This is a genomic window from Streptomyces sp. NPDC006512, from assembly GCF_040611935.1.
Lineage (GTDB): Bacteria > Actinomycetota > Actinomycetes > Streptomycetales > Streptomycetaceae > Streptomyces.
This window is the reverse complement of the sequence record NZ_JBEXPG010000037.1, coordinates 57566-79418: the sequence shown is the minus strand read 5'-3', so window position 1 is coordinate 79418 and position 21853 is coordinate 57566. Positions and strand designations below refer to the sequence as shown.

Here is a 21853-nt window from a genome sequence, read left to right as displayed (position 1 = left end):
TGAGCGGGCACCAGTGGCTGGTCCCTCCGCGAGGGTGGTCGGCACGCTGTTCAGCATCGACCCCGTCATGGGATCCCTCGCCGGACTGCTGATCCTCGGCGAACGCATCAGCTGGGCCGCGGTCGCCGGCATCGTCGTCGTGGCCGTCGCGGGAGCCGCCGTGGTGTGGCTGGCAGAGGCTGCGAACGAGGCGGGCGAGCCGCTCGCAGAGGCGCCCGAAACGGTCCGGTTCTGACGTCGCGGGACCGGCCCGTATGCGCGTCGACCGGGCCGTTCCGGTTGGCCGGTCAGATCGGTGCGCTCGCCCCGTCGCCGGGTGGGTGGGGGCGGACGTGGGCGATGACGAGGGCGACGTCATCGGCGGCGTCGTCGTGTCGTAGGGCGGCCAGGAGCCGGTCGCAGGTTGCCTCAGGGGAGAGGCCGGAGTCGGTGAGGAGGCTGAGGAGGAGGCCGAGGCGGTCGTCGAAAGAGTCTCCGCGGGTTTCGACGAGTCCGTCGGTGTACAGGACCAGCCGGTCTCCGGGGACCAGTCCGAGGGCGGTGGTCTGGAAGTCGGCGTCGCCGAGGCCGCCCGTGCCGAGCGGCACACCGACGGGAAGGTCGAGCAGTTCGGGGTACTGCCCTGACCGGATCACGATGGGGGGAGGGTGGCCGGCGAGGGCGACGCGGCAGCGGGCGCGGAGAGGGTCCCACGTGGCGTAGACGCAGGTCGCCATGGTCCCCTCCAGTTCGGTGGTGATGTGGTCGAGGTGGCGCAGGACCCGGGCCGGATCGAGGCTCAGGTCCGCCAGGGTGCGGGTCGCCGTGCGCAGTTGTCCCATGGTGGCGGCGGCGTGGACGCCGTGTCCCATGACGTCGCCGACGACGAGGGCGGTCTTGTCCTCGGGCTGGGGGATCGCGTCGAACCAGTCGCCGCCGATCCCACTGGCCGCCGCGGCGGGTTGGTAGCGGTAGGCGATCTGGAGGCCGGCGGACCGGGGCGGGGGGTGCGGGAGGAGGTGGCGTTGAAGGGTCAGGGCGGTGTCGGTGGCGTGCTGGTACCAGCGGGCGTTGTCGATGGCGATGGCGGCGCGGGTGGCGAGCTCGCCGGCCAGAGTGACGTCGTCGTGGCCGAAGGGGAGCGGATTGCGGGTGCGCAGGAGGCCGAGGGCGCCGAGGACCTGTCCGCGGGCCGTCAGCGGCACGGCCAGGTAGGAATGCGCGCCCTCTTGGGCGAGGAGGTCGGCGGAGGCGCCGTCACGCGCGATGCGCCCCAAGTCCGTACGGCTGGTGTGCGGCACCAGGACGGGGTGCCCGGTGGTCACGCAGCGGGTGACCAGGCGTTCGGCCGAATAGGTGGTGCGCTCGCCCACCTGGTCGGCGGCGCGGAGCGCGTCCGTCTCGTAAGCCGCGGCGAGGGCCAGGGCCATGAACAGGGCCTGTCCCGCACCGGGGCCGGGGGCCGCGGTCGCGCTGCCCTCCAGGACCGAGTCGAGGACGTCGACCGAGGCGAGGTCGGCCAGGTCGGCCACGACGAGGTCGGCGAGTTCCCGGGCCGTGCGCTCAAGGTCCAGGGTGGTGCCGACGGTCACCGAAGCCCGGGCGATGAGGTCCAGGCGCCTGCGGGCCTCGGCCGTTTCTCTGGCCGCACGGTAACTGTCGGTGACGTCCACCACCACCAGGGCGACACCGATCACCCGCCCGCGGGGGTCCTCCAACCGGTAGTACGAGCCCGACCAGGCGTGCTCCCGGCCCGGGTCGGCGGGAGTACGGCCGACGCCGTACTGGTCCAGCAGCGGTACGCCGGTGTCCAGGACCTGGCGCATGGAGGCTTCGATCACCTCGGTGTCCAGGAACGGCACCGCCTCATGGGGTGTACGGCCCAGGTGTTCCTCGGCGGGTAGGCCGTTGATCCGTACCAGCATCGGGTTGATCAGTACGTACCGCAGGTCGGTGTCCAGTACCGCGAGCCCGAGCGGGGACTGCGCCACGAGCGGCACCGAAAGTGCCAGGTCGCGCTCCACGCCGCGCAGAACGGCCTCGTCGCAGGCGATCCCCAGGGCGTAGACGGCGCCGTCCTCGTCCTGCAGCCGCATGTTGCGGAACTCCACCAGCTTCGTGGAGCCGTCCTTGTGCCGCACGGGGAAGACGCCTGCCCAGGTGTCGCCGCCGGCCATGACCTTCGCGAACAGCTCCAGGACCAGATCGGCGTACTCATCGGCGACCAGCAGTTTCACCGCGTAGCTGCCCAGCGCCTCCTCGGCCGACCAGCCGAACAGCTCCTGGGCCTGAGGGCTCCACAACGTGATGCGCCCCCCGGTGTCCAGGACCACCGCGGCCACGCTCAGCACGTCCAGCAGGCCGCCGGGCTCGGAGGGAACCACCCGTACGGGGCCGGGGCCGGCCGGGAACGCCTCGGACGCGACCATGACCGGACCTCCTTCAGCCACTGCGGGTCTCGGACCCGACGGTCCGGTCCCTCGCTCGCCCGTCGGTCCTCCTACTCATCCTGCGCCCGCCCGGCCCGGGCGGCAGCCTCCGTCGGCGGGTGCTCCGGTGTGGGGGAGGGGCACCCATTCGGAAGTTCGTCCGTGGAGTGAGGCGTAGGAGGCGTTTCTGTGGTGCGAGCAGGACTCTCCGTGTAGCGTCAGCGCCAGCTGTCATGGTTCCGAAGTACCGGTCGCCCGTGAGCACAGTTTCACGGGCGATTTTGCTGTTCGGCGTCTCTGAGGACCAGGGCGATCACCTCCGGCTCCCGCATGGTGCGGGACCGGTTTCTAGTCCCTTGGAGGACACATGGCCACCGGAACCGTGAAGTGGTTCAACTCGGAAAAGGGCTTCGGCTTCATCGAGCAGGAGGGTGGCGGCCCGGACGTCTTCGCCCACTACTCGAACATCGCCGCTCAGGGCTTCCGCGAGCTGCAGGAGGGCCAGAAGGTGAACTTCGACGTCACCCAGGGCCAGAAGGGCCCCCAGGCGGAGAACATCACCCCCGCCTGAGCCTTCACTCCCTGTAGCGGCCCGCGAGCACGCAGTGGCTTCGCTGCCGCATGAAAGCCCGGCCGGCACGCTCGTGCCGGCCGGGCCTTTCTTTTGCGACGCCAGGTCAGGTCGCGTGAACACGCCGTATGGCAGGCGGCTGCGGATCCTGATTACCTCCGAGCGGCCCCCGACCTCATCCCCGATGCCCCCATCGGCGGCAGCGGACCCCGCCCCCGCCGATGCACCGCCATCTGGGCCGGCCTCACGGCGCGGCGCGACGGTCCGGGGAACCGGGTATGAGGATGACCGGTTCCCCGCCTGAAGCCGTGCACGCCCCCAGACCCGCAGTACGCGGCCCGATATGACCGTCCCGCGGGCCGGTGAGAGGATTTCAGTACCACGGGTAGAGGGCGCGACGTGTGCGTCCATCCCGATACAGGACAGCAGGTCAGGTCATGGCCAAGCAACCGAAGCCGTCCCGGCCCCGCGATGGCGAGGGCATCAGCCGGCACAAGGAAGCGAAGCAGCACGGCTGGTCACCGGATGTGGACGAGACCACTCAGCAGGAGAACCCGAGCGCCCACCGCTCCTTCCACCCGGACGAGTACGCCGCCGCCAAGGGCCCCGGCCGAAAGGTTTCAAAGGAAGAAGCGGGCAACCCCCACGGCACCCCCTCCAAGAGCAGGGGCACCCGCGGAGAGGACCAGGGCAAGGGCTCCGGCGACAAGGGCATGCACGACCTCGGCCCGCGAGGCCGCTCACAACGCCCCAGCGGAACCAAGGACGCCTCCGCCTCCACCGGAGTGGACCCCCAGGACCCGCCCGGCACACGCAGCGCCGGATAGCGCGCTCGCGGGTGTCGTTCTCTCTGCGACGTGTCACCCAGTGATCCGCCAGGTGCCGTGACGTACGTCGAGCGTTGCGGTGAGGTGGGCCTGTCGCGGGAACGAGACGTTCAGCCGCCACGGCTCCGGCAGGGCAGCCAGCTTGATGGCGACCAGATCCTCGGTGACGCCGGCCAGCGTTCCGATCCAGTGAGGCGCGGTCGCGATCAGCTGCTCAGGCAGCCAGAGCCCGGGCTCGGGAACATTTGAGAGGGACGCCTCGGCGAGTCCGGCGAGGGCGGAGCCGGCCAGAAGGGTCAGCAGCCGTGCCAGGACCGCGGCCGGCAGAGCCGGGTCCCGGGTCTCCAAAAGCACGTAGCAGTCGTCGTGGCCCGAGAACCAGACCCGGGAGTCTCCCAGGCGGTTCAGGAGCGGCTCGTCAAAGCCGGTCGTGCCGAGCACGAGCGCGAGCTCGTCGAGCTGCTCCGTCGTCACGTCGGCGGGCACGTCGATCAGCGTCAGCTCGTACGGCGACCAGGTGCCGTCGAGGAGACGGGGCAGGAGGTCGCGGTCCGTCACCAGGAACTCCTCCGCGAGTCCGTTCGTGCCGGACGCCCAGGATCCGAGGGAGCGGACCGTGCACGGCACGCCGAGCTCGGCCGCGATCAGCGAGGGCCGCAGCGGATGCCAGTTGTACTTCTACGCCCTGGAGGACGCTCTCGACCTCCAGCTGCCCCGGCAGGACATCCGGCAGGGAACGGTCCGGGCCGCGCAGTGGGCGAGCCGCAACAGTTGACGGTTCCGCTCCGAGCGCCTGCCCAGGGCCGTTTCGGGTTCACGTGCCGTGGACGGTGGTCAGGTCGGTGAGGCCGGAGATGGTCAGGACGGGTTCCAGGAGGGGGTTGGCGAGCAGCTCGATGCGGTCGGCGTGCGGGAAGAGCACGCTGAGGCCGGCACTGTCGAGGTATTCGACACCGGTGAGGTCGAGGACCAGGGGACCGGCCGTGCCCGCGAGGGCGGCGGCCAGTTCCCTGGTGTTGCTCATGTCGATCTCACCGACAGCGGTCAGCAGCGCGGTACCGTCGGGCCGCCATCCGAGGGTGAGGGTCAGGGGAGTGGTGGTCATCAGGCGATCCTCGTATGCATGTCGACGGTGGTGCCGGACGGGCCGGGGGTGACGGTGACGTGCTGCATCAGTGCGCGCATCAGACCCATCCCGCGACCGCGATGGGTGTTGAGCTCCGGCTGCGGTGCTTTCCAGCGGCCGGTGTCGGCGATGGTCAGGCGCAGCTTGTCGACATGCGCCTCGGCCCGGAAGTAGATGGTGTCACCGGGGGCGTCGCGGTGGCCGTGCTCGATGGCATTGGCACACGCCTCGCCCGCGGCGACCAGGACGTTCTGCATGGTGGTGGGGGGCAGGTCGCACTGGTTGAGCCAGCCGCGCAGCGTCTTGCGGACCGGGGCGAGCTGCGAGGACTCGGCGGGGAAGGACATCTCCAGCGGGGCCGGGTGGCGGTAGAGCAGCAGGGCGACGTCGTCGTCGTAGCCGTCGGCGGGGGCCAACCGCGACATCACGTGGGTGGCGAGGTCGTCGATGGAGGTGTCCCGGCCGTCCTGGAGGGCTTCACTGGCCTGGTCGATGCCCGCGCTGAGCGGGCGGCGGCGGCGTTCGACGAGCCCATCGGTGTACAGCAGCAGGGTGGACCGGGCAGGTATGGTGCAGGCGCCCTCGGGGCGTTGGTTGCCGGGCCGCACGGCCAACGGCAGGGAGCGTCCGTCCTCCAGGAGGCGACGGGTGCCGTCGGGAAGGACGAGGATGCCGGGCGGATGGCCGGCGCTGGCGTACGTCAGCTGCCCGGTGTCGGCATTGAGGACGCCGCAGAAGACGGTGGTGCAGATCGCACCCGGGACCCCCGCCGCGAACTGGTCCAGGGCCATCAGCGTCTGGGAGGGACTCGAGTCCTGGAGCAGCAGGGCGCGGCACGCGCTGCGCAGTTGGCCCATGACGCTGGCGGCGGCAAGGCCCCGGCCGACGCAGTCGCCCACGACGATGCCGATGCGGCCGTCAGGGAGGGTGACGGTGTCGTACCAGTCGCCGCCGACCTCCAGGGGCTGGGTGGCGGGCTCGTAACGGACGGCGAAACCGTCGGGCAGCCGGGAGGGGCCGAGGATGGCGCGCTGTAGGGCGATGGCAGTCGCGCGCTGCTGGTCGAACTGGTGGGCGCGGTTCAGCCCCTGGGCCAGGTGACCGGCCAGGAGGGACAGCAACAGCTGGTCCTCGCCGGTGAAGGGCCGGTTCTCACCCAGGTCGATCCACAGGACCAGCGGGCCGTCGGGGAACTCCAGGAGGATGCCGGCTCCGGTCTGGTCGGCGACCGGCGTCAGGACCGGCCCCCGGCGCAGCCCGTCGAGCGTCCCGCGTCGTGCGGCGGGCAGCTCCGGCCAGGCCGGCGACGCGTCGGTGGAGGTCAGCACGGGTTCGTCGCCGTGGTCGAAGACAGCGGCCACGACCCACCGGGCGCGCCACAGCTTCTTCAGTTCGGCCAGAGCACCGGCCAGGGCCTCGGGCACGCTGGTGGCCCGTGACAGGCACGTGGCCAGCGCTGCCAGTGCGCTCTCGCGCTGGATGGCGTAGTGCTCGGCGGTGACGTCGCGGAACGTGCCGACGGTCACGCGGCGCCCGGTGTCGGGATCGTCGACCTGGTTGAAGGTGGCCGTCACCCACAGCCGGTGTCCGTCGAGGTGGGTCACCGGAATGGTGTACGAGCCCTTGGTGTGGCCCAGCAGCAGGGCGAAGGCGTCACTGACCTGCTGGTGCGCCTCGGAGTCGGTGGCGGCGTCGGGCCACCAGGGGTGGATCGGCCGGTAGGGCAGGCCTTCGGGTCCGTAGCCGATGATGTCGGTGAAGGCCGCGTTGATCTCGACGACGGCGCCTTCCTCGTCGCAGACGAAGAAGGCCTCCTGAAGGGAGTCCACCAGCGCGGTGCGCCAGCGGGCATGGTGGCTGCGCAGCTGCGCCAGCTCGATGTTCGCCCGCACCCGGGCGAGGAGTTCGGCGGCCGCGAACGGTTTGACGAGGTAGTCGTCCGCTCCCGCCCGCAGACCCTCGATGGACGCCTCCTGCCCGGCCCGGGCGGACAGCAGCAGTACGGGGACCGAGGCGGTGCGCTGGTCGGACCGCAGCGCGGCGACCAGGGCGAGGCCGTCCAGGTGGGGCATCATGACATCGCTGACCACCAGGTCGAAGGCCGTCGCACGGATGGCCCCGATTGCTTCCCGGCCGTCGTTGACCGCGCTGACCTGGTAACCGGCTCCGCGCAGCAGACGGATGAGGTACTCGCGCATGTCGGCGTTGTCGTCGGCGACCAGTACGTGCGCCGGGCCGCGGCCCGGCCCTTCCGCGTTCCCCTCCACGGCACCCGTGACCGCGTCCCCCCGGACGGCGGCGGGCGTCGCCGCGCTCTGCTCGCCGGGCAGCCAGCGCAGGGCCTCCTGTACGAAGGGGTCGGTCGCGAGGGGAACCGCGTCGGTGCCCGCCTCCGGGAGGACGGCGTCGGCCGGCAGGTGCGCGGAGCCGAAGGGCAGCCGGACGGTGAACCGGGTGCCCCGGCCCTCGGCGGACGCGGCGCTGATCTCGCCGCCGTGCAGGCCGACCAGCTCCTTCACCAGGGCCAGACCGATGCCGCTGCCCTCGTTGGAACGCGAACGGGCATTCTCGATGCGGTGGAACCGTTCGAACAGCCGGGGCATCTCCTGCGCCGCGACACCGATCCCGGTGTCGGTGACGGTCACCACCGCCGTGCCGTCCTCGGCGCCCACGGCGACACGGATCGAGCCGTCGAAGGTGAACTTCAGCGCATTGCTGAGCAGGTTGAGGACGACCTTCTCCCACATGCTCCGGTCGATGAACACCGGCTCGGCCAGCGGGGAGCAGTCCACCCGGAAGTCCAGGCCTGCCTTGTCGACGGCGGAGCGGAACACGCTGGCGAGCTCACCGGTGACCCGCGCCAGGTCGACCGGCTCGTAGCGGGCCTGCATCCGGCCCGCCTCGATGCGGGAGAAGTCCAGCAGCGTGTTGACCAGCTTGCCCAGCCGCAGCCCGTTGCGGTGGACGACCTCCAGCTCCTCGCGCACGTCCGCGTCCGCGCCCACGAGGCGGTCCCGCAGCTCCTCCACCGGCCCCATGATCAGCGTCAAGGGGGTACGGAACTCGTGGCTGATGTTGGAGAAGAACGTCGTCTTCGCCCGGTCCAGCTCCGCAAGCTCCTCCGCGCGCCGCTGCTGCGCCTGGTAACTGCGAGCGCTGGCCACTCCGGTGGCGACATGCCCGGCGACCAGTTCCACGAAGCCGCGGTACCCGTCGTCCAGGTCCCGGTACCGGTTCAGGCCCACCACCATGAACCCGTACGGGGCGCCTCCCTGCTGCCGCAGCGGCACCACGAGCGCCTGGCGGGGCACTTCGGCCCACGCCCCCGTCGGCAGGTCCGCGAACACGGCGCCGTCCAACGGCACCAGCGCGGACTCGCCCCGCGACGCGGCGGCCGTCGGCCACACCGTCTCGGAGTCCGGCAGCAGAAGCTCCGCCGCGGCCGGGTGGTCGGCGCGCATGCCGGTGACCGCGGCCAGCCCGGCGCTGCCGTCGTCCTGGAAGAGGTAGGTCAGCGTGAACGGCAGGTCGTGCGGATTGCGGCTCAGCTGCAGACGGGCGAAGTCGAGCATTTCCTGCTCGGTGCGCACCACGCTGGGGTCGGACCCGAGATCGCGCAGCGTGGCCATCCGTCGTTCGCCGATGACCCGGTCGGTCTCCTCGCTGACCACGCACAGCATGCCGACCACCTGCCCGGTGTCGTCGCGCAGCGGGCTGTAGGAGAAGGTATGGTAGCTCTCCTCCGGGTACCCAGAGCGCTCCACGAACAGCAGCAGGGCCTGGTCCCAGGTCGCTTCGCCGGTGGTGAGCACGGTGTCGATGCGGGGACCGATGTCGTTCCAGATCTCCGCCCAGACCTCGCTCGCCGGCCGCCCCAGGGCCCACGGGTACTTCCGGCCCAGGGTGTCGCGACGGTAGGCGGCGTTGCAGAAGAACGTGAGTTCCGGCCCCCAGGCCATCCACATCGAGAACTTCGACGACAACAGGATGCTCACGGTCGTCTTCAGGCTCTGCGGCCAGTCCTCCGGGTCCCCGAGCGGCGTGGTCGCCGCCCAGTCCACCAGGGACAGGTCCCGGCCGACCGCCTCGTCGGCGGCGAACACACCGGCCCCGACTGCCGGCACCGGTTCCGGTTCGGCACGCTCGGAACGCGTCACTGTCCACCCCTTCGTTCACGACGGCCGATGCCCGGGCGCAGCCCGCCGGCGTCGATGGCGTTGTCCCCTCCGCACGTCAAGATCACTACGTCCGTGAGATACCCACATGGGCGCTGGGCCATCCTGAGGAACTCGTTGACGTGATCAGTAGGATAGGACAACCGGGCCCCGCACCAAGAGGGACGGCCGACGAGGGGGCGGGGGCGACATGACGGGGGCCGAGTACGCCGTTCACCGGGACGCGAGGGGAGCCGCGCCGGACGAACAGCAGCGGCTCGCCGCGGTGCGCCGCTACGCGGTCCTTGACACCCCGTCCGACGGAACCTTCGACAAGATCGCCGCCCTCGCGGCCCGCATCTTCGACGTCCCCATGGCCACCGTGGCGATCCTGGACGGCGACCGGGTGTGGTTCAAGGCCGCGCACGGCCTCCAGGGCGTCCCGCAGGTCCCCCGCGACCCGGGCCCGAGCCCCTGCGCCGTCCCGTACGACGATCCGTACGTCCTCACGGACGCCCTCACCGACCCGCGCGGAGCCACCGACCCCCTCGTCCAGGCGGACCTGGGCGTCCGCTTCCACGCCGCGGCGGCGATCACCACGGCCGACGGATACCACCTGGGTACCGTCGACGTCCTCGACACCCGTGCCCGCCGCCCCACCGACGTCCAGCTCGCGACCCTCCGGGACTTGGCCGCGCTCGTCATGGACGAACTCGAACTGCGGCTGTCCGCGCTGCGCACGGTCGCCGCCGAACGCGCCCGGCGCGCCGACGCCGAACGCCTGGCGCGCACCCTCCAGCGCACCCTGCTGCCGCCGGCCCTCCCGACGGTGCCCGGACTGCACACGGCCGCCGCCTACCACACCGCGTCCGCCGACGAGGTCGGCGGAGACTTCTACGACCTGTTCCCCCTGGACGACGGCCGCTGGGCGTTCTTCCTCGGCGACGTGTGCGGCAAGGGCGCCGACGCCGCCGCCCTGACCTCACTCACCCGCTACACCCTGCGCGCCGCCGCCATCTACGACCCCGACCCCTGCACCGCCCTGGCCAACCTCGACGCGGTCCTCAAGGGCGAGTACCAGGGCGACAACCCACGCTTCTGCACCGCCGTGTTCGGCGTGCTCGACGCCGCGTCCGACGGCTCCTTCACCGTCACGCTGGCCGGCGGCGGCCACCCCCCGACCCTGGCCGTGCGCGCGGACGGCACCGTCGAGACGGTGTCCACCACCGGCGGCCAGCTGATCGGGCTCCTGCCGGACCCCCACTTCGTGCAGGCCACCACCCGCCTCGCCCCCGGTGACACGCTGCTGCTGTACACCGACGGGCTCATCGAGGCCCGTACCGCGGACGGCAGCATGCTCGGCGAGGAGGGACTGGCCCGCCACCTGTCCGCCCATACCGCGCGCGGAGCCGACAGTCTGCTGGCCACGGTGCACAAGCTCTTCACCGCCCTGGGGACCGGGGTGAGCGACGACACCGCGCTGCTCGCCCTGTCCGTCCCGCCCCGCCGCACACCACTACCCGCTCAGGAGAACAGGTGACCGACCGCACCCTGACCGCCACCCGACACACCCACTCCCGTGGGGTCACCGTGCTGGCCGTGGCCGGCGAACTCGACCACCACACGGCACCGGAGCTGACCCGGGTCATCCAGGACACCCCCTTCAGCTCCGACGTCCCCGTGCTGATCGACCTCTCCGCGCTCGACTACTGCGACTCCACCGGCATCACCGTGCTCGTCAGCGCCTACCACCGCGCGAACGAGGCCGGTGCGCCCCTGCTCCTGGTCGGGCTGAACGCCGACCTGATGCATGTCTTTGGCATCATCGGCCTCGATCAGCTCTTCACCTTCCAGCCCACCGTCGAGGACGCCGTCAACGCCCTGCACGCCTAGCGAACTCGTGCACAGCTCAGCCCCTGGCTCCCCTCGGCCTGACGCCCGCACTCCCCACCCCGCACCCCACTTGGGATGCCGCGGGTTTCAGGTGTGGCGCGCCCAGGCGAGGGTGGACCGGTGCTCACGACACGCTTACGACTACACCCGGCGGTACTGGGACCGGATCGGAGTCACGGTTGTCGGCCGCCACGTCTTCGTGCTTCACCTGCGCTATCGGGTGCGCCGTTGACCGATCTGAGCGGGTCCAAGCCGGTCCGGTGCCCCCGGGCTCGCCCCTTGCCCGGAGCTGATCGACCGGGCTTCCCCCCCCGCCGCCGGGATGGCGATGATCGATCCGATCCACGGCTGAATCCGCGCCGGACGCGGCCGGGCGGCGGGCGTGGCGTCGTGATTTGTGCGGGGTGTCGGGTGATGATGCAGCAGTGCGACTTGATCACGTGTCCTATGCGGTGGCCCGCGACAGCTTCGTCTCGACCGTCCAGTGGATCGGATCGGCCCTCGGAGCCGGGTTCGTCGACGGGGGCGTGCACCCACGATTCGGCACCCGCAATTTCATTCTCCCGCTGAGCGGCGGCACTTACGTCGAGGTCGTCACCACACTCGACCACCCCGCCGCCGACCGCGCACCCTTCGGCCAGGCGGTCGCGCGCCGCGCCGCCGAGGGCGGCGGCTGGCTCGGTTGGGTGGTCTCCGTCGACGACATCGCCCCGGTCGAAGCCCGCCTCGGCCGCACCGCGGCCGAGGGCCACCGCGTCCGCCCCGACGGGTTCGACCTGAGGTGGAAGCAGATCGGCCTGCTGGAACTGCTGGAGGACCCGCAACTGCCTTACTTCCTGCAGTGGTCGGTCCCCACCGAGGAGCGCCCCAGCGCCGACCCGCGCACCTCCACCACCATCCACGGGGTCTCCATCGCCGGTGACGCCGCCTCCATCGCCGAATTCCTCGGCGAACCGGCCGACCACCCCCTCGACCAGATCGACGTCACCTGGGTCGAGGATGAGGAACCGGGCCTGGTCTCGGTCGAGTTCGCGACCGCCCGCGGCCCGGTCACGATCTGACCAGGGCCCGCCTGCCCCGCGGGAGCAGTCCCCTGACCGTCACCGCGGGCCACGCCGGCACGCGCTGGCCTTCGCAGCGGTCGTAGCCGTATCCGCGCGCCACGAAGCGGTCCCACCCACCCACCCGGTTTCACAATGACCCGGTCTTGGTGTGGGTCAGCGGGCGAGGGAGACGGCGAAGGGCTTGAAGCCGTGCCGTCGCAGGATGTGGGGCACGACCAGGATCATGGCCTCGGTGGCGCGGGCTGTGGTGATGTCGCCGAGATCTTCGATCCGTTCGGGCTGCCAGCCGAGGTCGCCGAGCAGGCCGGAGACGGTCCTCTTCGCTTGTTCGTCGTCGCCCGAGAGATATGCGGTCGGTGGGGTGGCCAGGGTCTCGGGAGCGGTCATGACCGTGAAAAGCATGGTGTTGAGGGTCTTGACCACATGGGTGTCGGGGAGCGCGGCCTGGAGCTTCTCGGCGAGGCTGCTTCCGGGATAGCACAGGTCGGCGGGCAAGCCGTCACCAGCGGTGCTCGTGGCGTTGGAGACATCGATGAGGATCTTGCCGAAGAGCTCGGTGCGCAGGTCGGCGAGGCGTTCCAGGGAGCTGTCGCCGGGCGTCGCGTTGATGACGATGTCCGCGGTGCGGGCGGTGGTGCGCTGGTCGGCGAAGGCGATCCGCGGGGCGAGCCCATCCGTGCGGGCGGCGGTGTCTTCGGGGCTCCGGCCACCGAGGGTGACGTGGTGTCCGGCGGCGGCTAGCTTGCGGGCGAGGTTGGTTCCTACGCGGCCGGCGCCCAGGATGCCGATGCTGGTCATGAGGTGGTGCTCCTTGTGGTGTCGGGTGGGAAGAGCGGAGGCGCGCCGGTCAGGCGATGGGTGCGAGGACCTTGAGGGCGGCGGAGTGGAGGCCGGGGGCGGCGGCCAGGAAGTCGCGGCTGGCGGTGTTCCAGGGTTCGCCCGCCCGGTCGGTGACGGTGCCTCCTGCCTCGGAGACCAGCAGGGCGCCGGCGACCAGGCCGGAGCGGACGTCGGAGAACTGCCAGAACGCGTCCATGCGTCCGGCGGCGACGTGGATGAGCTGCATCGTGGCCGGCACGGACACGCGCACGACGAGGCCGTTGATGAGCATGGCGGTGACGGAGTCACCGATCCGCCGGAAGGTGCGCTCGTCCTCGCCGGGCTTGGCCTGACCGGTGCCGATGAGCGCGGCGCCCAGGTCGGTCTTGGCGGACACCTTCAGGGGACGGTCGTTGAGCCGGGCACCGCCGCCCGCGACGGCGGTGTACGTGTCGCCCGTCAGCGGCAGGTGGACGACGGTGAGCACCGGCCGGTTGTCGCTGACCAGGGTGGCGGTGACAGCCCAGTCGTCCATCCCGTGGACATGGTTGATGTTGCCCTCGGCGGGGTCGACGACCCACCACTCCCCGGCCGGGAGCGCGCCGCCGGCCAGTTCGTCCTCGGCCCACTGCGACCCCGGCCGCGCCCGCAGCAGCGGTTCCCGCAGCACCTCCAGTACCGCGTCGTCATTGGCGTGGATCTCGCCGACGACCTCGTCCAGACTCACGCCCCGGGCGTGCGGGGTGTAGCGGTCGCGCAGCGTGATGCCGGCGGTCTTCACAGCGGCGGTCACATCGGCCAGGAACGTCGTACCGGCGTCGAAAGACATGGCGGTGCTCATGGTGGGCTCCCTGGGGATCGTTAGAAGCGGGGGCGGTTGTCTTGCCCCGCACTTCGAAGGTAGGCCGCCCGATCGTTAACAACAAGTGCATGCTTTTCACTCATAGGATTACTGTCATGCAACTGGATCTGAATCTACTGACGGCACTGGACGCCTTGCTGGAAGAGGGCAGCGTCGCCGGCGCGGCAGCACGCCTCCACGTCACCCCACCCGCGATGAGCCGCTCCCTGGGCCGCATCCGCAACGCCACCGGTGACCCGATCCTGGTTCGTACCGGCCGGAGCATGGTCCCCACCACCCGGGCGCTGGCCATGCGCGCCCAGGTCCACACCCTCGTGCAGCAGGCCCACCAGCTTCTCTCCGCGCAGCAGGAACTCGACCTGGCGGCTCTCGACCGGGTGTTCACCGTGCGCTGGCACGACGCCCTGACCGCAGCTTGCGGTACTGGCCTGATCACCTCCGTACACCGCCGGGCCCCAGGCGTCCGGCTGCGCCTGTCCACCGAACCCGGGTCGGACGATGCCGAGTTGCGCCGGGGTGAGGTCGACATCGAATCGAGCTCCAGCACTCCGACGCTTCCCGACATCCGCCACCGCCTCGTCGGCAGGGACCGGCTGGTCATCGCCGTCCGACCGGGGCACCCGCTCACCGAAGGCCCACTGAGCCTCGAGCGCTACGCAGCCGCCGAGCACGTCACCGTTTCGCGTCGCGGTCGCCTGCGCGACCCGGTCGATGACGTCCTGACCGCACACGGCCTCGAACGGCGCGTCGTAGCCGCCGGGCCCACCGCCGCCTTCGCACTGCAACTCGCCCTCGAAACCGACCTGGTCGTCACCCTCCCCGACGCCGTAACCGGAAAGGCCCGGGAGCAACTCGGCCTGACCACACTGCCGCCACCCCTCCCGCTGCCCGACGTCCCCCTGTACCTACTGTGGCACCAGCGCTACGACAACGACCGCGCCCACACCTGGCTACGAGACCTGGCCACCAAAACCGTCCAGGCACTATTCACCCCACCGACCACCTCTCCACAGCCCCTCACCAACGGGACCGGACAGTGACGGATAACCAGGGGAATGGGCCTGTGGCAGCTGACTTCCGTCCTCGTGACCGTCTGACCGGAACGGGCGATCATCCCGAAGCGGTCAGCGGGTCCCGGCCGATGGGAGGGGGCAAATTCTGGACGGAAATTTGATGGAAGACGAGGCTGACTCGCTGTCGGATGAATACCCCTTCTAGGGGAATCTCAACTGATCGGGTCTGGTCCGGAGGGTGCCCCCTGTTTCTGCGGGAAGGTGCCCTCCGTCGATTTCGAGAGCAGGGGATCAAGGGGGCGTCCGACTTCCCCCTCATTCTGTGTGGCCGCCCCAACAGAGCTGAGTCGGAGCCCGAAGTCATTGACAAACGACTCCCGTCATCGGGCGCTGGAGTCGGGAGGTGGTGGGCCTGGCGTGCGCGTTCTTCGATGAGGCGGCGGAACCCGGCGAGCGCATACCGTTCTCTGGTCGCGGAGCCCGGGCCGCAGATGCCGGCGACGTCGGCCACGAGCTGCTGGGGCTGTGGCTGCCGGCCGACGACCAGGACCCGCAGTGCCCAGCCCTCCGCCCGCCGGTGCAGGTCAAAGCAATCCAGGGCGTCCCGCACTCGGGACACGTCACCCGACCCGCCCCCTTCAACTCTGCCATCACCCTGCGCCGTAACCGACCAGCCCGCCGCCATGACCTGGCACGGCATGCCGTCGAGCAGAACACGGCGTCCATCCGCGCAGCCGGCCGCAACTGGTCACCACAGCCCCCACACACCACTCCAGGCTGCGGCCCCGAGTACCTCGAAATCAGTGAGGGACGTCAGATCCAGTTGCCCCAACCGAACGTTGCGACGTAGGCCCGCCGGATGGCGTCCCAGCCACGGCCGCTGCCGATCTGGATCACTGTCAGTGCAAGGGTGAACCAGGCCGTGAAGGCACCAGTAATGATCAGTGTCCATCGAGGGCCGGAGAGGCTGGCGACCACGATGAGGGCGATGATGGTCACGCCCAATCCCATGTGGGCGGCGGGCAGATCGGAGCGCAGGACTTCGCGCAAGGCGTGGCGTTCTTGCTGCATATCCCGGGTGTAGCGGGAAGAAGCCGAGCCTTCGCTGTTCTCTCGCTCAGAGCTGTGCTCCATAAGGCCCCCTGTTGGTCCAGCTGCGACTACCCGAGCAGCCTATGCCGTGCTGTGATCGCGGTCAGCGTCGGTTTTGCGTCGGGGTTTTGTCCCCTCCTTGCGGTGGGCGGGCCGACTGTAGGCCTCGCACGTGGCGAGGACGCGTCCCACCTCGTAGCGGGTGGCTGGATGCCGGTTCTTCGAGCCGAGCGGGCGTCTGGGGCCGGCCCGGGTTGGTTTCGGTGCACTGGCTGGCGTGCCGGTCTTCGCGCGTAGGTTTCTGAACCCGCGTCGAACGCGGGCGGGGGTGAGTCTGTTCGGTTCCGCCGGGCGTTCCCACGGCCGACGGAGGTCCCGTGCCCTGGAGTTCCGAAGTCGCGGGCGGGTCCATCCGAGGATCTGCTTGAGCAGCTGGAAGGTGTGTTCCAGGTCGAATCGTCGCAGGAAGGACTGCCAACATCGGTCGACGTCCTGGGTGGTGGCGCCGGTGCCGGACCACCAGAGCCAGACGGGCTTGTTCACACCGCCGCTGGGCAGCTTCTCGACCGTCAACCAGATCACGGTGCCTTCGATGATCGGCAACGGGCCTTGGTGGTCGAGCCAGGCGGCTCGGCGAGTCAGTCGTGGGTGGAGCCGGTACCAGCCTTGCGCGGTCGCCGCCCCATATCGGTCGGTGTTGGTGACGATGACCGTGATGGCCTCGCCCCACGTGGCCGGGTCACCGAAGACGAAGTCGCCGCCGTGCTTCGGCGGACGGCCGCCCTGTGGCGGGCAGATCCACGGCACCGGGACCGGCTTGCGCATCACCCGGTCCGAGCGGATCCGCCCCAGAACCTCCTGGGGAGGCCGGCCAGGAGGTGGGCGATGTGGGACGCGTCGTAGCCCGCGTCCAGCACGACGAGGATGCTCGGGTCGCCGACTCCACTGTCCAGCGTCCAGGAGCCGTCCGACGACGCCGCGGACCTGTCCAGCGGTGACCGCGGCCACGTCGGCGGCGGGCTCCAGCCGGATCGTCCAACAGCGCGGTCCACGAGGTCCGGCCGGTCTCCAGAGCGGCGAGGATCGAGTACGGCCAGCCGGGCACCATCTGGTGCTTGCCCGGACCCCGGCCTAAGGTATGGCAGAAGCAGCGGTCCGAGGGGGTGTCGGCGTCCGGCCTCAGCCACGGGGAGACGTCCACGGTCAACACCAGCCAGCCATCGCTAGCCCGGGGCAGTGTAACGGCGACCAGCCCCCTCCGTAGCCGGGCGACATCGATCCGGCGCTGGTCAACCCCGGAGTAGAGGGCACCGTGGCCCCCTCCGGTGCTCAGGCGCGAGGGCCAGGTCCACGAGCGTGCGGTGAAGACCAGGCACGCGTACAGCTCCGACCGGCACTCCGCCACCACCGTGAACGCGTCTCGTTGGACGTTGTGCTCGACCAGTCCCACGTTCCCGGCCTCAGTGCTGCGTTGTTGCTGAGCACAGCATCGAACGACGGCACCTCACACATCCGGTGAACTGGGGAAATCTCGATCAAGTTCGAGCCCCCTTCGACGGCAGACCATAAACGACAAGCTCAGTCCGCGAACTTGGTCACTCCGGCGTCAGGGCGGCGTCGCGCCGCCGAAGGTCTTGCATCGCCAAGGCCACGCCCCGGCCATCGGCCACCATCGCCCAGAGCCCTAGCGGGACAACAAGCCACCGCCACCCACTATGGAAGTTCGTGATCACGGCGACTACGAAGACCAGCTGGGCTGCACAGAGCGCCAGGTTGCCCAGCAGGCGCAGCACCGGATGCGGTCTCCTGCGGAACACCACTTCGAACCAGGTCTTCTCCACTGTCCCCACCTCTCATTCAGTCCGGGGTCACCCCGGACGACGACAGGGAAACAGTAGCGGCGTACTGCATCGAGACCTGGCTGAAGAACGACAAGGTGAAAGGTGCTGCCGCGCTTGCCCAGGCGGCTGTCGAGACGGGTCAGGCCCAGCACACCTCTCTGCCTGGGGAGAGGCTGGCCGCGTCGATGGTGGCCCGTCTCGCGATGCCGTGTGGCGGATGAACTCGTTCCCCGAAGCAGGGCTCATACCTCGAAAGTCGTTCGCGACCCAGACCGACGGTCGCCGCGAGCTCTCGCCTCCCCGCCCGCAGCCTGCGGGCGGCCGGTACGCTGCGCCCGTCCAGCCGGGACGCGGACCAGGAACGGTCGCTGCGGCTGCTGGCGGACGCGGACCGGGCGTTCGCCACCGGGCCCGGGGCCGCGCGCTGTCCGTGGACGTCTCGTTCGAGCGGAACGTGCTTCCGTGCGTCGGTGGTGACCCCGACCGGGAGTTCCCGCCGCCTGGCCACATCTGTCGTGAGCATCTCCGGTGGGGGTCTCGTGCGGGCGCTGTGGCCGCGTGGCACCGGACGGTCTGCGCCTTCCCGCTCCACCCGCTGCGTGAGGGCCCGCCGGGCCCCGCATTGATGCCCGCTGCCGTCAGCCCGTCGCGCCGGGCAGAGCCGTGAAGGTCGCGCTGGCTGACCGAGAGGACACCGCCCCTTCCACTGCGAGTTCCCCGTCGATGGAGATCGTGCACTGGAGCCAGCCGTCGGGATGCTCGGGGTTGGAGGTGATGATCGTGAGCATGGGCATCGCGTCGATGCCGGACATCACGACGTCCTGCTTCCACGGCGTGACGCCAGCCTTGACCTGCTTCTGCTCACCTTTCAAGGGGTCGCCGACCGAATAGGACACCTCGAAGGAGCCGGTGCCGGTCACCTCGTAGGTGACCTTGGTCCCACGCTTGCGCAGGAAGGGGAGGAACTTGCTGTTCATGTGCGGCCTCTGTGAAAGCGGACAAGGCGAACTCTCAGTGATCCTCGCACGTGCTGCCGCGACGGCCGCGGGGGTACCGGGAGCGACGGGGCCTTCGATGAGCATCCCTTTCGCCGCCGAGAGCGCCTCCGCCCGTAGATACCCCTGCTCCACCTGGACCAGTCGGCCCCGGGACAGGGCGGGCACGTTCGGCTTCACCACCGGGGTCAGGGCCCACGTCGCTGCACGCCTCCGCCATGGCAGGGCGCACACGCTCAGCGCGAACTCCACCATCGACGGGTCGACGCCCGGAGATATACGTGAACGCCGACGTCATGCCGATCAGCTCGGCGACCTCCAAGAGCAGCTGCGGGCGTCGTCGACGCTCGCCGACTCCCGATGCCGCACAGTGGGGGGCACCGTTGCGGTCTTCCGCGTCTCCTCCAGTTCCCGCAGCGTGGGCGCCTTCGAGCCCATCCCGTACTGGCGCTGCCGCCGTGTCGCGTACGCGGCGAACTCACCGGGGTAGACATCCAGTTGATCGGCGGCGCAGCGGACCGCCGCCCCTGGGGCCACGGATAGGTCCTCGGTGGGGAACACCCCGAGCATGCGTACGCAGCTCCACTGCACTGCCCAGCCGGCTCGCCGGCGCCCGCTTCGGCCGCATTGATTCCAGCGCCCCTGCTCCCGTCCCGGGGCGACGGAGGGCCATGTAGATCCGTTCCATCTGCGCGAACATCGTCAGCAGGGCGATGGCCATGTCGGTGCTTTACCGTCAAGTCCTCGCCACCGAACGGAAAGGCAACCGACGTGCACATCGCCATCCTCACCTTCGAGGGCTACAACGAGCTCGACTCCCTGATCGCGCTCGGAGTGCTCAACCGCATCAAGACCGACGACTGGCGCGTCACCATCTCCACCCCCAGCCCCAAGGTGACCTCGATGAACGGGGTGGTCATCGAGCAGATGTCCACGCTTGAGGAGGCGTGCACCGCTGACGCCGTCATCGTCGGGAGCGGCATCGACACCCGCGAGGTCGTCGAAGACCTGGCAATCATGAACATCCTGCGCCGCCTGGACCCCTCGCGCCAGCTCATCGCGGCACAGTGCTCCGGCGCGCTCGTGCTGGCCAGGCTCGGCATGCTCAACAACATCCCCGCCTGCACCGACCTGACCACCAAGCCCTGGGTCGTCGCCGCCGGCGTCGAGGTACTCAACCAGCCCTTCTACGCCAAGGGCAACATCGCCACCGCCGGCGGCTGCCTGGCCTCGCACTACCTCGCCGCCTGGATCATCGCTCGCCTGCAGGGCAACGACGCCGCCGCAAGCGCGCTGCACTATGTCGCCCCGGTCGGCGAGAAAGAGGAATACACCGAGCGCGCCTTGCGCAACATCACCCCCTACCTGCCCTCCTCCACAGCGGCGCTCGTCTGAACAACGTGCCGCAGGCAGCGACCTAGGGCCGTCGCAGCCTCAGCCCGGTGGCCGGGGCTGCTGGACGGCCGTACCGGCGGGCGGACCGCTACCATCCGGCACGGCCTGCGCCCGGTCCGGGCGCAGGCCGGCTCACCCTGCGCTGCCCCTCCTGACGAACTGTCGAATCCGTCCGGTTCAGGTGCCGGCTTCGCAATGCAACGTCACCGTGAACACTGCCGACGAGACGCCCTGCTCCGATCCCTGTCGGGGTACCAGGAGCTGGGCCTTCACTGTGGGCCTTGGTTCTGCCGGGTTCGCGCGAGCGGGGGCATTGACGACGAACTGGGTCTTGGCGCTCGGGGCGGTGAACTTCACCATGGGCTCGGTGCGCTTACCCGTGTCCGGGCTGGTCCACACGACCTTGATGTCACCGCTTCCCGTGCCTGTGAGCGTGCCCTCGAACGTCACGGGAGTTGCCTGGTTGCACTTGACCGTGGGGGTGTCCGGTTTGGTCGCGACCACGTCGGCTTCGGCGATGTTGACGTTCACTGGGGCGGGCCCCTCCGTGCACGGGACGGTGGAGCCGCGACCACCATCGCGTGGTCTGACGTTGTAGGTGCCGTCGCGCAGGTTTTTCGCGATGAGGTTGCCCTGTGCATTGACGCGTGTATCCGACGCTCTTCCGCCGATTCGGTTGATCGTGATCTTTTGGTTCGGCCGGAAGCCGGTGAGCTCCATGTTGACGTTGGTCGAGGAGCCGCCTATGGCTTTCAGCTGGCATGCCGGGGCGGCAGGGGCTTGCACGGCCGAAGGGGCCGCCAGGGCCGCCGTCGGTGGCAACGCAACGGCGGAAGCCAGGAGTGGGGCGATCAGTGCACAACGACGTTGCCGATTCATGTGCTTCCCTCCATGGCAGAGTTGCTGCCAGGGTGTGTACGGAATCAGGGATCGAGCTCGCCATGGCGGGCGACGCGACACGTGTCGCGGCAAGAGGGGGCGCGGCCGGTCTACCGGTCGGCCGGGATCAGCGCTCGACGCCGACTGTCCGCGAACGTCGCGGATGGGGTGAGGGCTGATGGGCCGTCATGGCGGCCTGCAGTGGCCCCGAGCCACGGGGCTCCTCTCCGAGGATACCTGCCAGAGCCTGAAGCGGCTCGTCAAGAGCGCGCCCGGCCCCAGAGAGCCGCATCCGCTGGGCGCGGTAGCGAGTCGCGCCTGGCCCGAGGAGGCGGCCACATATGCGATGCAGCCGCTCTTTTCTGCGCCTAGGACGGGCTTCGCCCTCCTCGAAAGCCAGGTATTCGGCCGCCGCGCGGCGTTCCTTCCCGCTTGCCGGAGGCGGGGGCGCCAGTTCCTGGACACGGAGGCCGGGCAGTGAGCGTCTGACCGGTCGACCTACGGGAGGTGGCCGACCCCTCGTCGTGGCGTCGGGTCCACCCTCGTATGCAGTCCTCGGAATGCCCGGCACTCCGGGGGCTGGGTCACGCAGTGGATCCTCCTCACCCACCTCGCGGTCGAAGTCCATGCCGCTCGACGCAGCACGACGGAGTACGGAGCGGCGCGGAACAGCTGGAATGGTGGCGGTCCGAACAGGAACAGCGCCCGGCGGCCTCCGCAGAGCGGTCCGCCCTCCGAAAAGCCGCCCAGATGTCCTCGTCCGCCACGGAGTAACAGGATGTCGGCCGTAAGCGGACCCGGCTACGCCGCAGGTGGCGTCAGGCGTCCCCGTACCGGTGCCGGTCGAGCTGGACGGCCTCCGTCCCGGCCGCCAGGAGGCCATCTCCTAGGCTCAGAAGCCCGAAGCGTCGCCC

At 70.1% G+C, this 21853-nt stretch carries 19 protein-coding genes and 2 pseudogenes; 9 read left to right on the top strand and 12 right to left on the bottom strand.

What is annotated here, in order from left to right; all coding sequences use genetic code 11:
- Window positions 1-67: 67 nt before the first annotated feature.
- On the top strand, window positions 68-235 hold the full coding sequence (locus ABZZ17_RS25030; protein WP_356878681.1) for a hypothetical protein: 168 nt from the start codon (window positions 68-70) through the stop codon (window positions 233-235).
- Window positions 236-287: 52 nt separating this feature from the next.
- Here the strand turns inward: ABZZ17_RS25030 and ABZZ17_RS25025 are convergent, their stop codons facing one another.
- On the bottom strand, window positions 288-2408 hold the full coding sequence (locus tag ABZZ17_RS25025) for a SpoIIE family protein phosphatase (RefSeq protein ID WP_356878679.1): 2121 nt from the start codon (window positions 2406-2408) through the stop codon (window positions 288-290).
- 367 nt (window positions 2409-2775) lie between these two features.
- Between ABZZ17_RS25025 and ABZZ17_RS25020 the strand changes: the two genes are divergently transcribed.
- Entirely contained in the window at window positions 2776-2979 is a 204-nt protein-coding gene (locus ABZZ17_RS25020) for a cold-shock protein (RefSeq protein WP_114041062.1), read from the top strand.
- Window positions 2980-3416: 437 nt separating this feature from the next.
- Window positions 3417-3806, top strand: a complete 390-nt coding sequence (locus tag ABZZ17_RS25015; RefSeq protein ID WP_356878677.1) for a hypothetical protein — start codon at window positions 3417-3419, stop codon at window positions 3804-3806.
- A 33-nt stretch (window positions 3807-3839) separates the two neighbouring features.
- Here the strand turns inward: ABZZ17_RS25015 and ABZZ17_RS25010 are convergent, their stop codons facing one another.
- Complete coding sequence (locus tag ABZZ17_RS25010) at window positions 3840-4364, bottom strand: hypothetical protein (protein ID WP_356878675.1); 525 nt, start codon at window positions 4362-4364, stop codon at window positions 3840-3842.
- 58 nt (window positions 4365-4422) lie between these two features.
- On the opposite strand from ABZZ17_RS25010, the gene ABZZ17_RS25005 reads away from it, so the two are divergent.
- Window positions 4423-4581, top strand: a complete 159-nt coding sequence (locus ABZZ17_RS25005) for a hypothetical protein (protein ID WP_356878673.1) — start codon at window positions 4423-4425, stop codon at window positions 4579-4581.
- 39 nt (window positions 4582-4620) lie between these two features.
- Here the strand turns inward: ABZZ17_RS25005 and ABZZ17_RS25000 are convergent, their stop codons facing one another.
- Both ABZZ17_RS25000 and ABZZ17_RS24995 read right to left on the bottom strand, forming a co-directional pair.
- A complete protein-coding gene (locus ABZZ17_RS25000) occupies window positions 4621-4911 on the bottom strand; it encodes an STAS domain-containing protein (protein ID WP_356878671.1) in 291 nt (96 codons plus the stop codon).
- Window positions 4911-8897, bottom strand: a complete 3987-nt coding sequence (locus tag ABZZ17_RS24995; RefSeq protein ID WP_356878698.1) for a SpoIIE family protein phosphatase — start codon at window positions 8895-8897, stop codon at window positions 4911-4913. The genes ABZZ17_RS25000 and ABZZ17_RS24995 overlap by 1 nt, the downstream gene beginning before the upstream one ends.
- Before the next feature lie 400 nt (window positions 8898-9297).
- Between ABZZ17_RS24995 and ABZZ17_RS24990 the strand changes: the two genes are divergently transcribed.
- From ABZZ17_RS24990 to ABZZ17_RS24980, 3 genes are all read left to right on the top strand, one after another.
- Window positions 9298-10626 (top strand): GAF domain-containing SpoIIE family protein phosphatase, encoded by a 1329-nt coding sequence (locus tag ABZZ17_RS24990; protein ID WP_356878669.1) that lies wholly within the window; start codon window positions 9298-9300, stop codon window positions 10624-10626.
- The gene (locus tag ABZZ17_RS24985; RefSeq protein ID WP_356878667.1) at window positions 10623-10979 is read left to right on the top strand and encodes an STAS domain-containing protein; all 357 of its coding nucleotides are present in this window, start codon (window positions 10623-10625) and stop codon (window positions 10977-10979) included. The genes ABZZ17_RS24990 and ABZZ17_RS24985 overlap by 4 nt, the downstream gene beginning before the upstream one ends.
- 425 nt (window positions 10980-11404) lie before the next feature.
- On the top strand, window positions 11405-12040 hold the full coding sequence (locus tag ABZZ17_RS24980) for a VOC family protein (RefSeq protein ID WP_356878665.1): 636 nt from the start codon (window positions 11405-11407) through the stop codon (window positions 12038-12040).
- Between the two features lie 156 nt (window positions 12041-12196).
- On the opposite strand, the gene ABZZ17_RS24975 is transcribed toward ABZZ17_RS24980, so the two are convergent.
- Window positions 12197-12841, bottom strand: coding sequence for an NAD(P)-binding domain-containing protein (locus ABZZ17_RS24975; RefSeq protein ID WP_356878663.1), 645 nt, complete (start codon window positions 12839-12841; stop codon window positions 12197-12199).
- Window positions 12842-12890: 49 nt separating this feature from the next.
- On the bottom strand, window positions 12891-13703 hold the full coding sequence (locus ABZZ17_RS24970; RefSeq protein ID WP_356878661.1) for an inositol monophosphatase: 813 nt from the start codon (window positions 13701-13703) through the stop codon (window positions 12891-12893).
- A 116-nt stretch (window positions 13704-13819) separates the two neighbouring features.
- On the opposite strand from ABZZ17_RS24970, the gene ABZZ17_RS24965 reads away from it, so the two are divergent.
- The gene (locus ABZZ17_RS24965) at window positions 13820-14764 is read left to right on the top strand and encodes a LysR family transcriptional regulator (protein WP_356878659.1); all 945 of its coding nucleotides are present in this window, start codon (window positions 13820-13822) and stop codon (window positions 14762-14764) included.
- 786 nt (window positions 14765-15550) lie between these two features.
- On the opposite strand, the gene ABZZ17_RS24960 is transcribed toward ABZZ17_RS24965, so the two are convergent.
- From ABZZ17_RS24960 to ABZZ17_RS24940, 5 genes and pseudogenes are all read right to left on the bottom strand, one after another.
- On the bottom strand, window positions 15551-15871 hold the full coding sequence (locus ABZZ17_RS24960) for a hypothetical protein (RefSeq protein ID WP_356878657.1): 321 nt from the start codon (window positions 15869-15871) through the stop codon (window positions 15551-15553).
- A 39-nt stretch (window positions 15872-15910) separates the two neighbouring features.
- Window positions 15911-17201, bottom strand: a pseudogene (locus tag ABZZ17_RS24955) (transposase).
- Window positions 17202-17424: 223 nt separating this feature from the next.
- Entirely contained in the window at window positions 17425-17670 is a 246-nt protein-coding gene (locus tag ABZZ17_RS24950) for a hypothetical protein (RefSeq protein ID WP_356878655.1), read from the bottom strand.
- Between the two features lie 638 nt (window positions 17671-18308).
- Window positions 18309-18647, bottom strand: coding sequence for a hypothetical protein (locus tag ABZZ17_RS24945; RefSeq protein ID WP_356878654.1), 339 nt, complete (start codon window positions 18645-18647; stop codon window positions 18309-18311).
- Between the two features lie 321 nt (window positions 18648-18968).
- Window positions 18969-19286: pseudogene (locus tag ABZZ17_RS24940) on the bottom strand (DUF4158 domain-containing protein); the annotation flags it as partial.
- Between the two features lie 150 nt (window positions 19287-19436).
- Between ABZZ17_RS24940 and ABZZ17_RS24935 the strand changes: the two are divergent.
- A complete protein-coding gene (locus ABZZ17_RS24935; protein WP_356878652.1) occupies window positions 19437-20060 on the top strand; it encodes a DJ-1/PfpI family protein in 624 nt (207 codons plus the stop codon).
- Between the two features lie 177 nt (window positions 20061-20237).
- Here ABZZ17_RS24935 and ABZZ17_RS24930 read toward each other — a convergent pair whose 3' ends face one another.
- Window positions 20238-20939, bottom strand: coding sequence for a hypothetical protein (locus ABZZ17_RS24930; protein ID WP_356878650.1), 702 nt, complete (start codon window positions 20937-20939; stop codon window positions 20238-20240).
- Window positions 20940-21853: the final 914 nt, after the last annotated feature.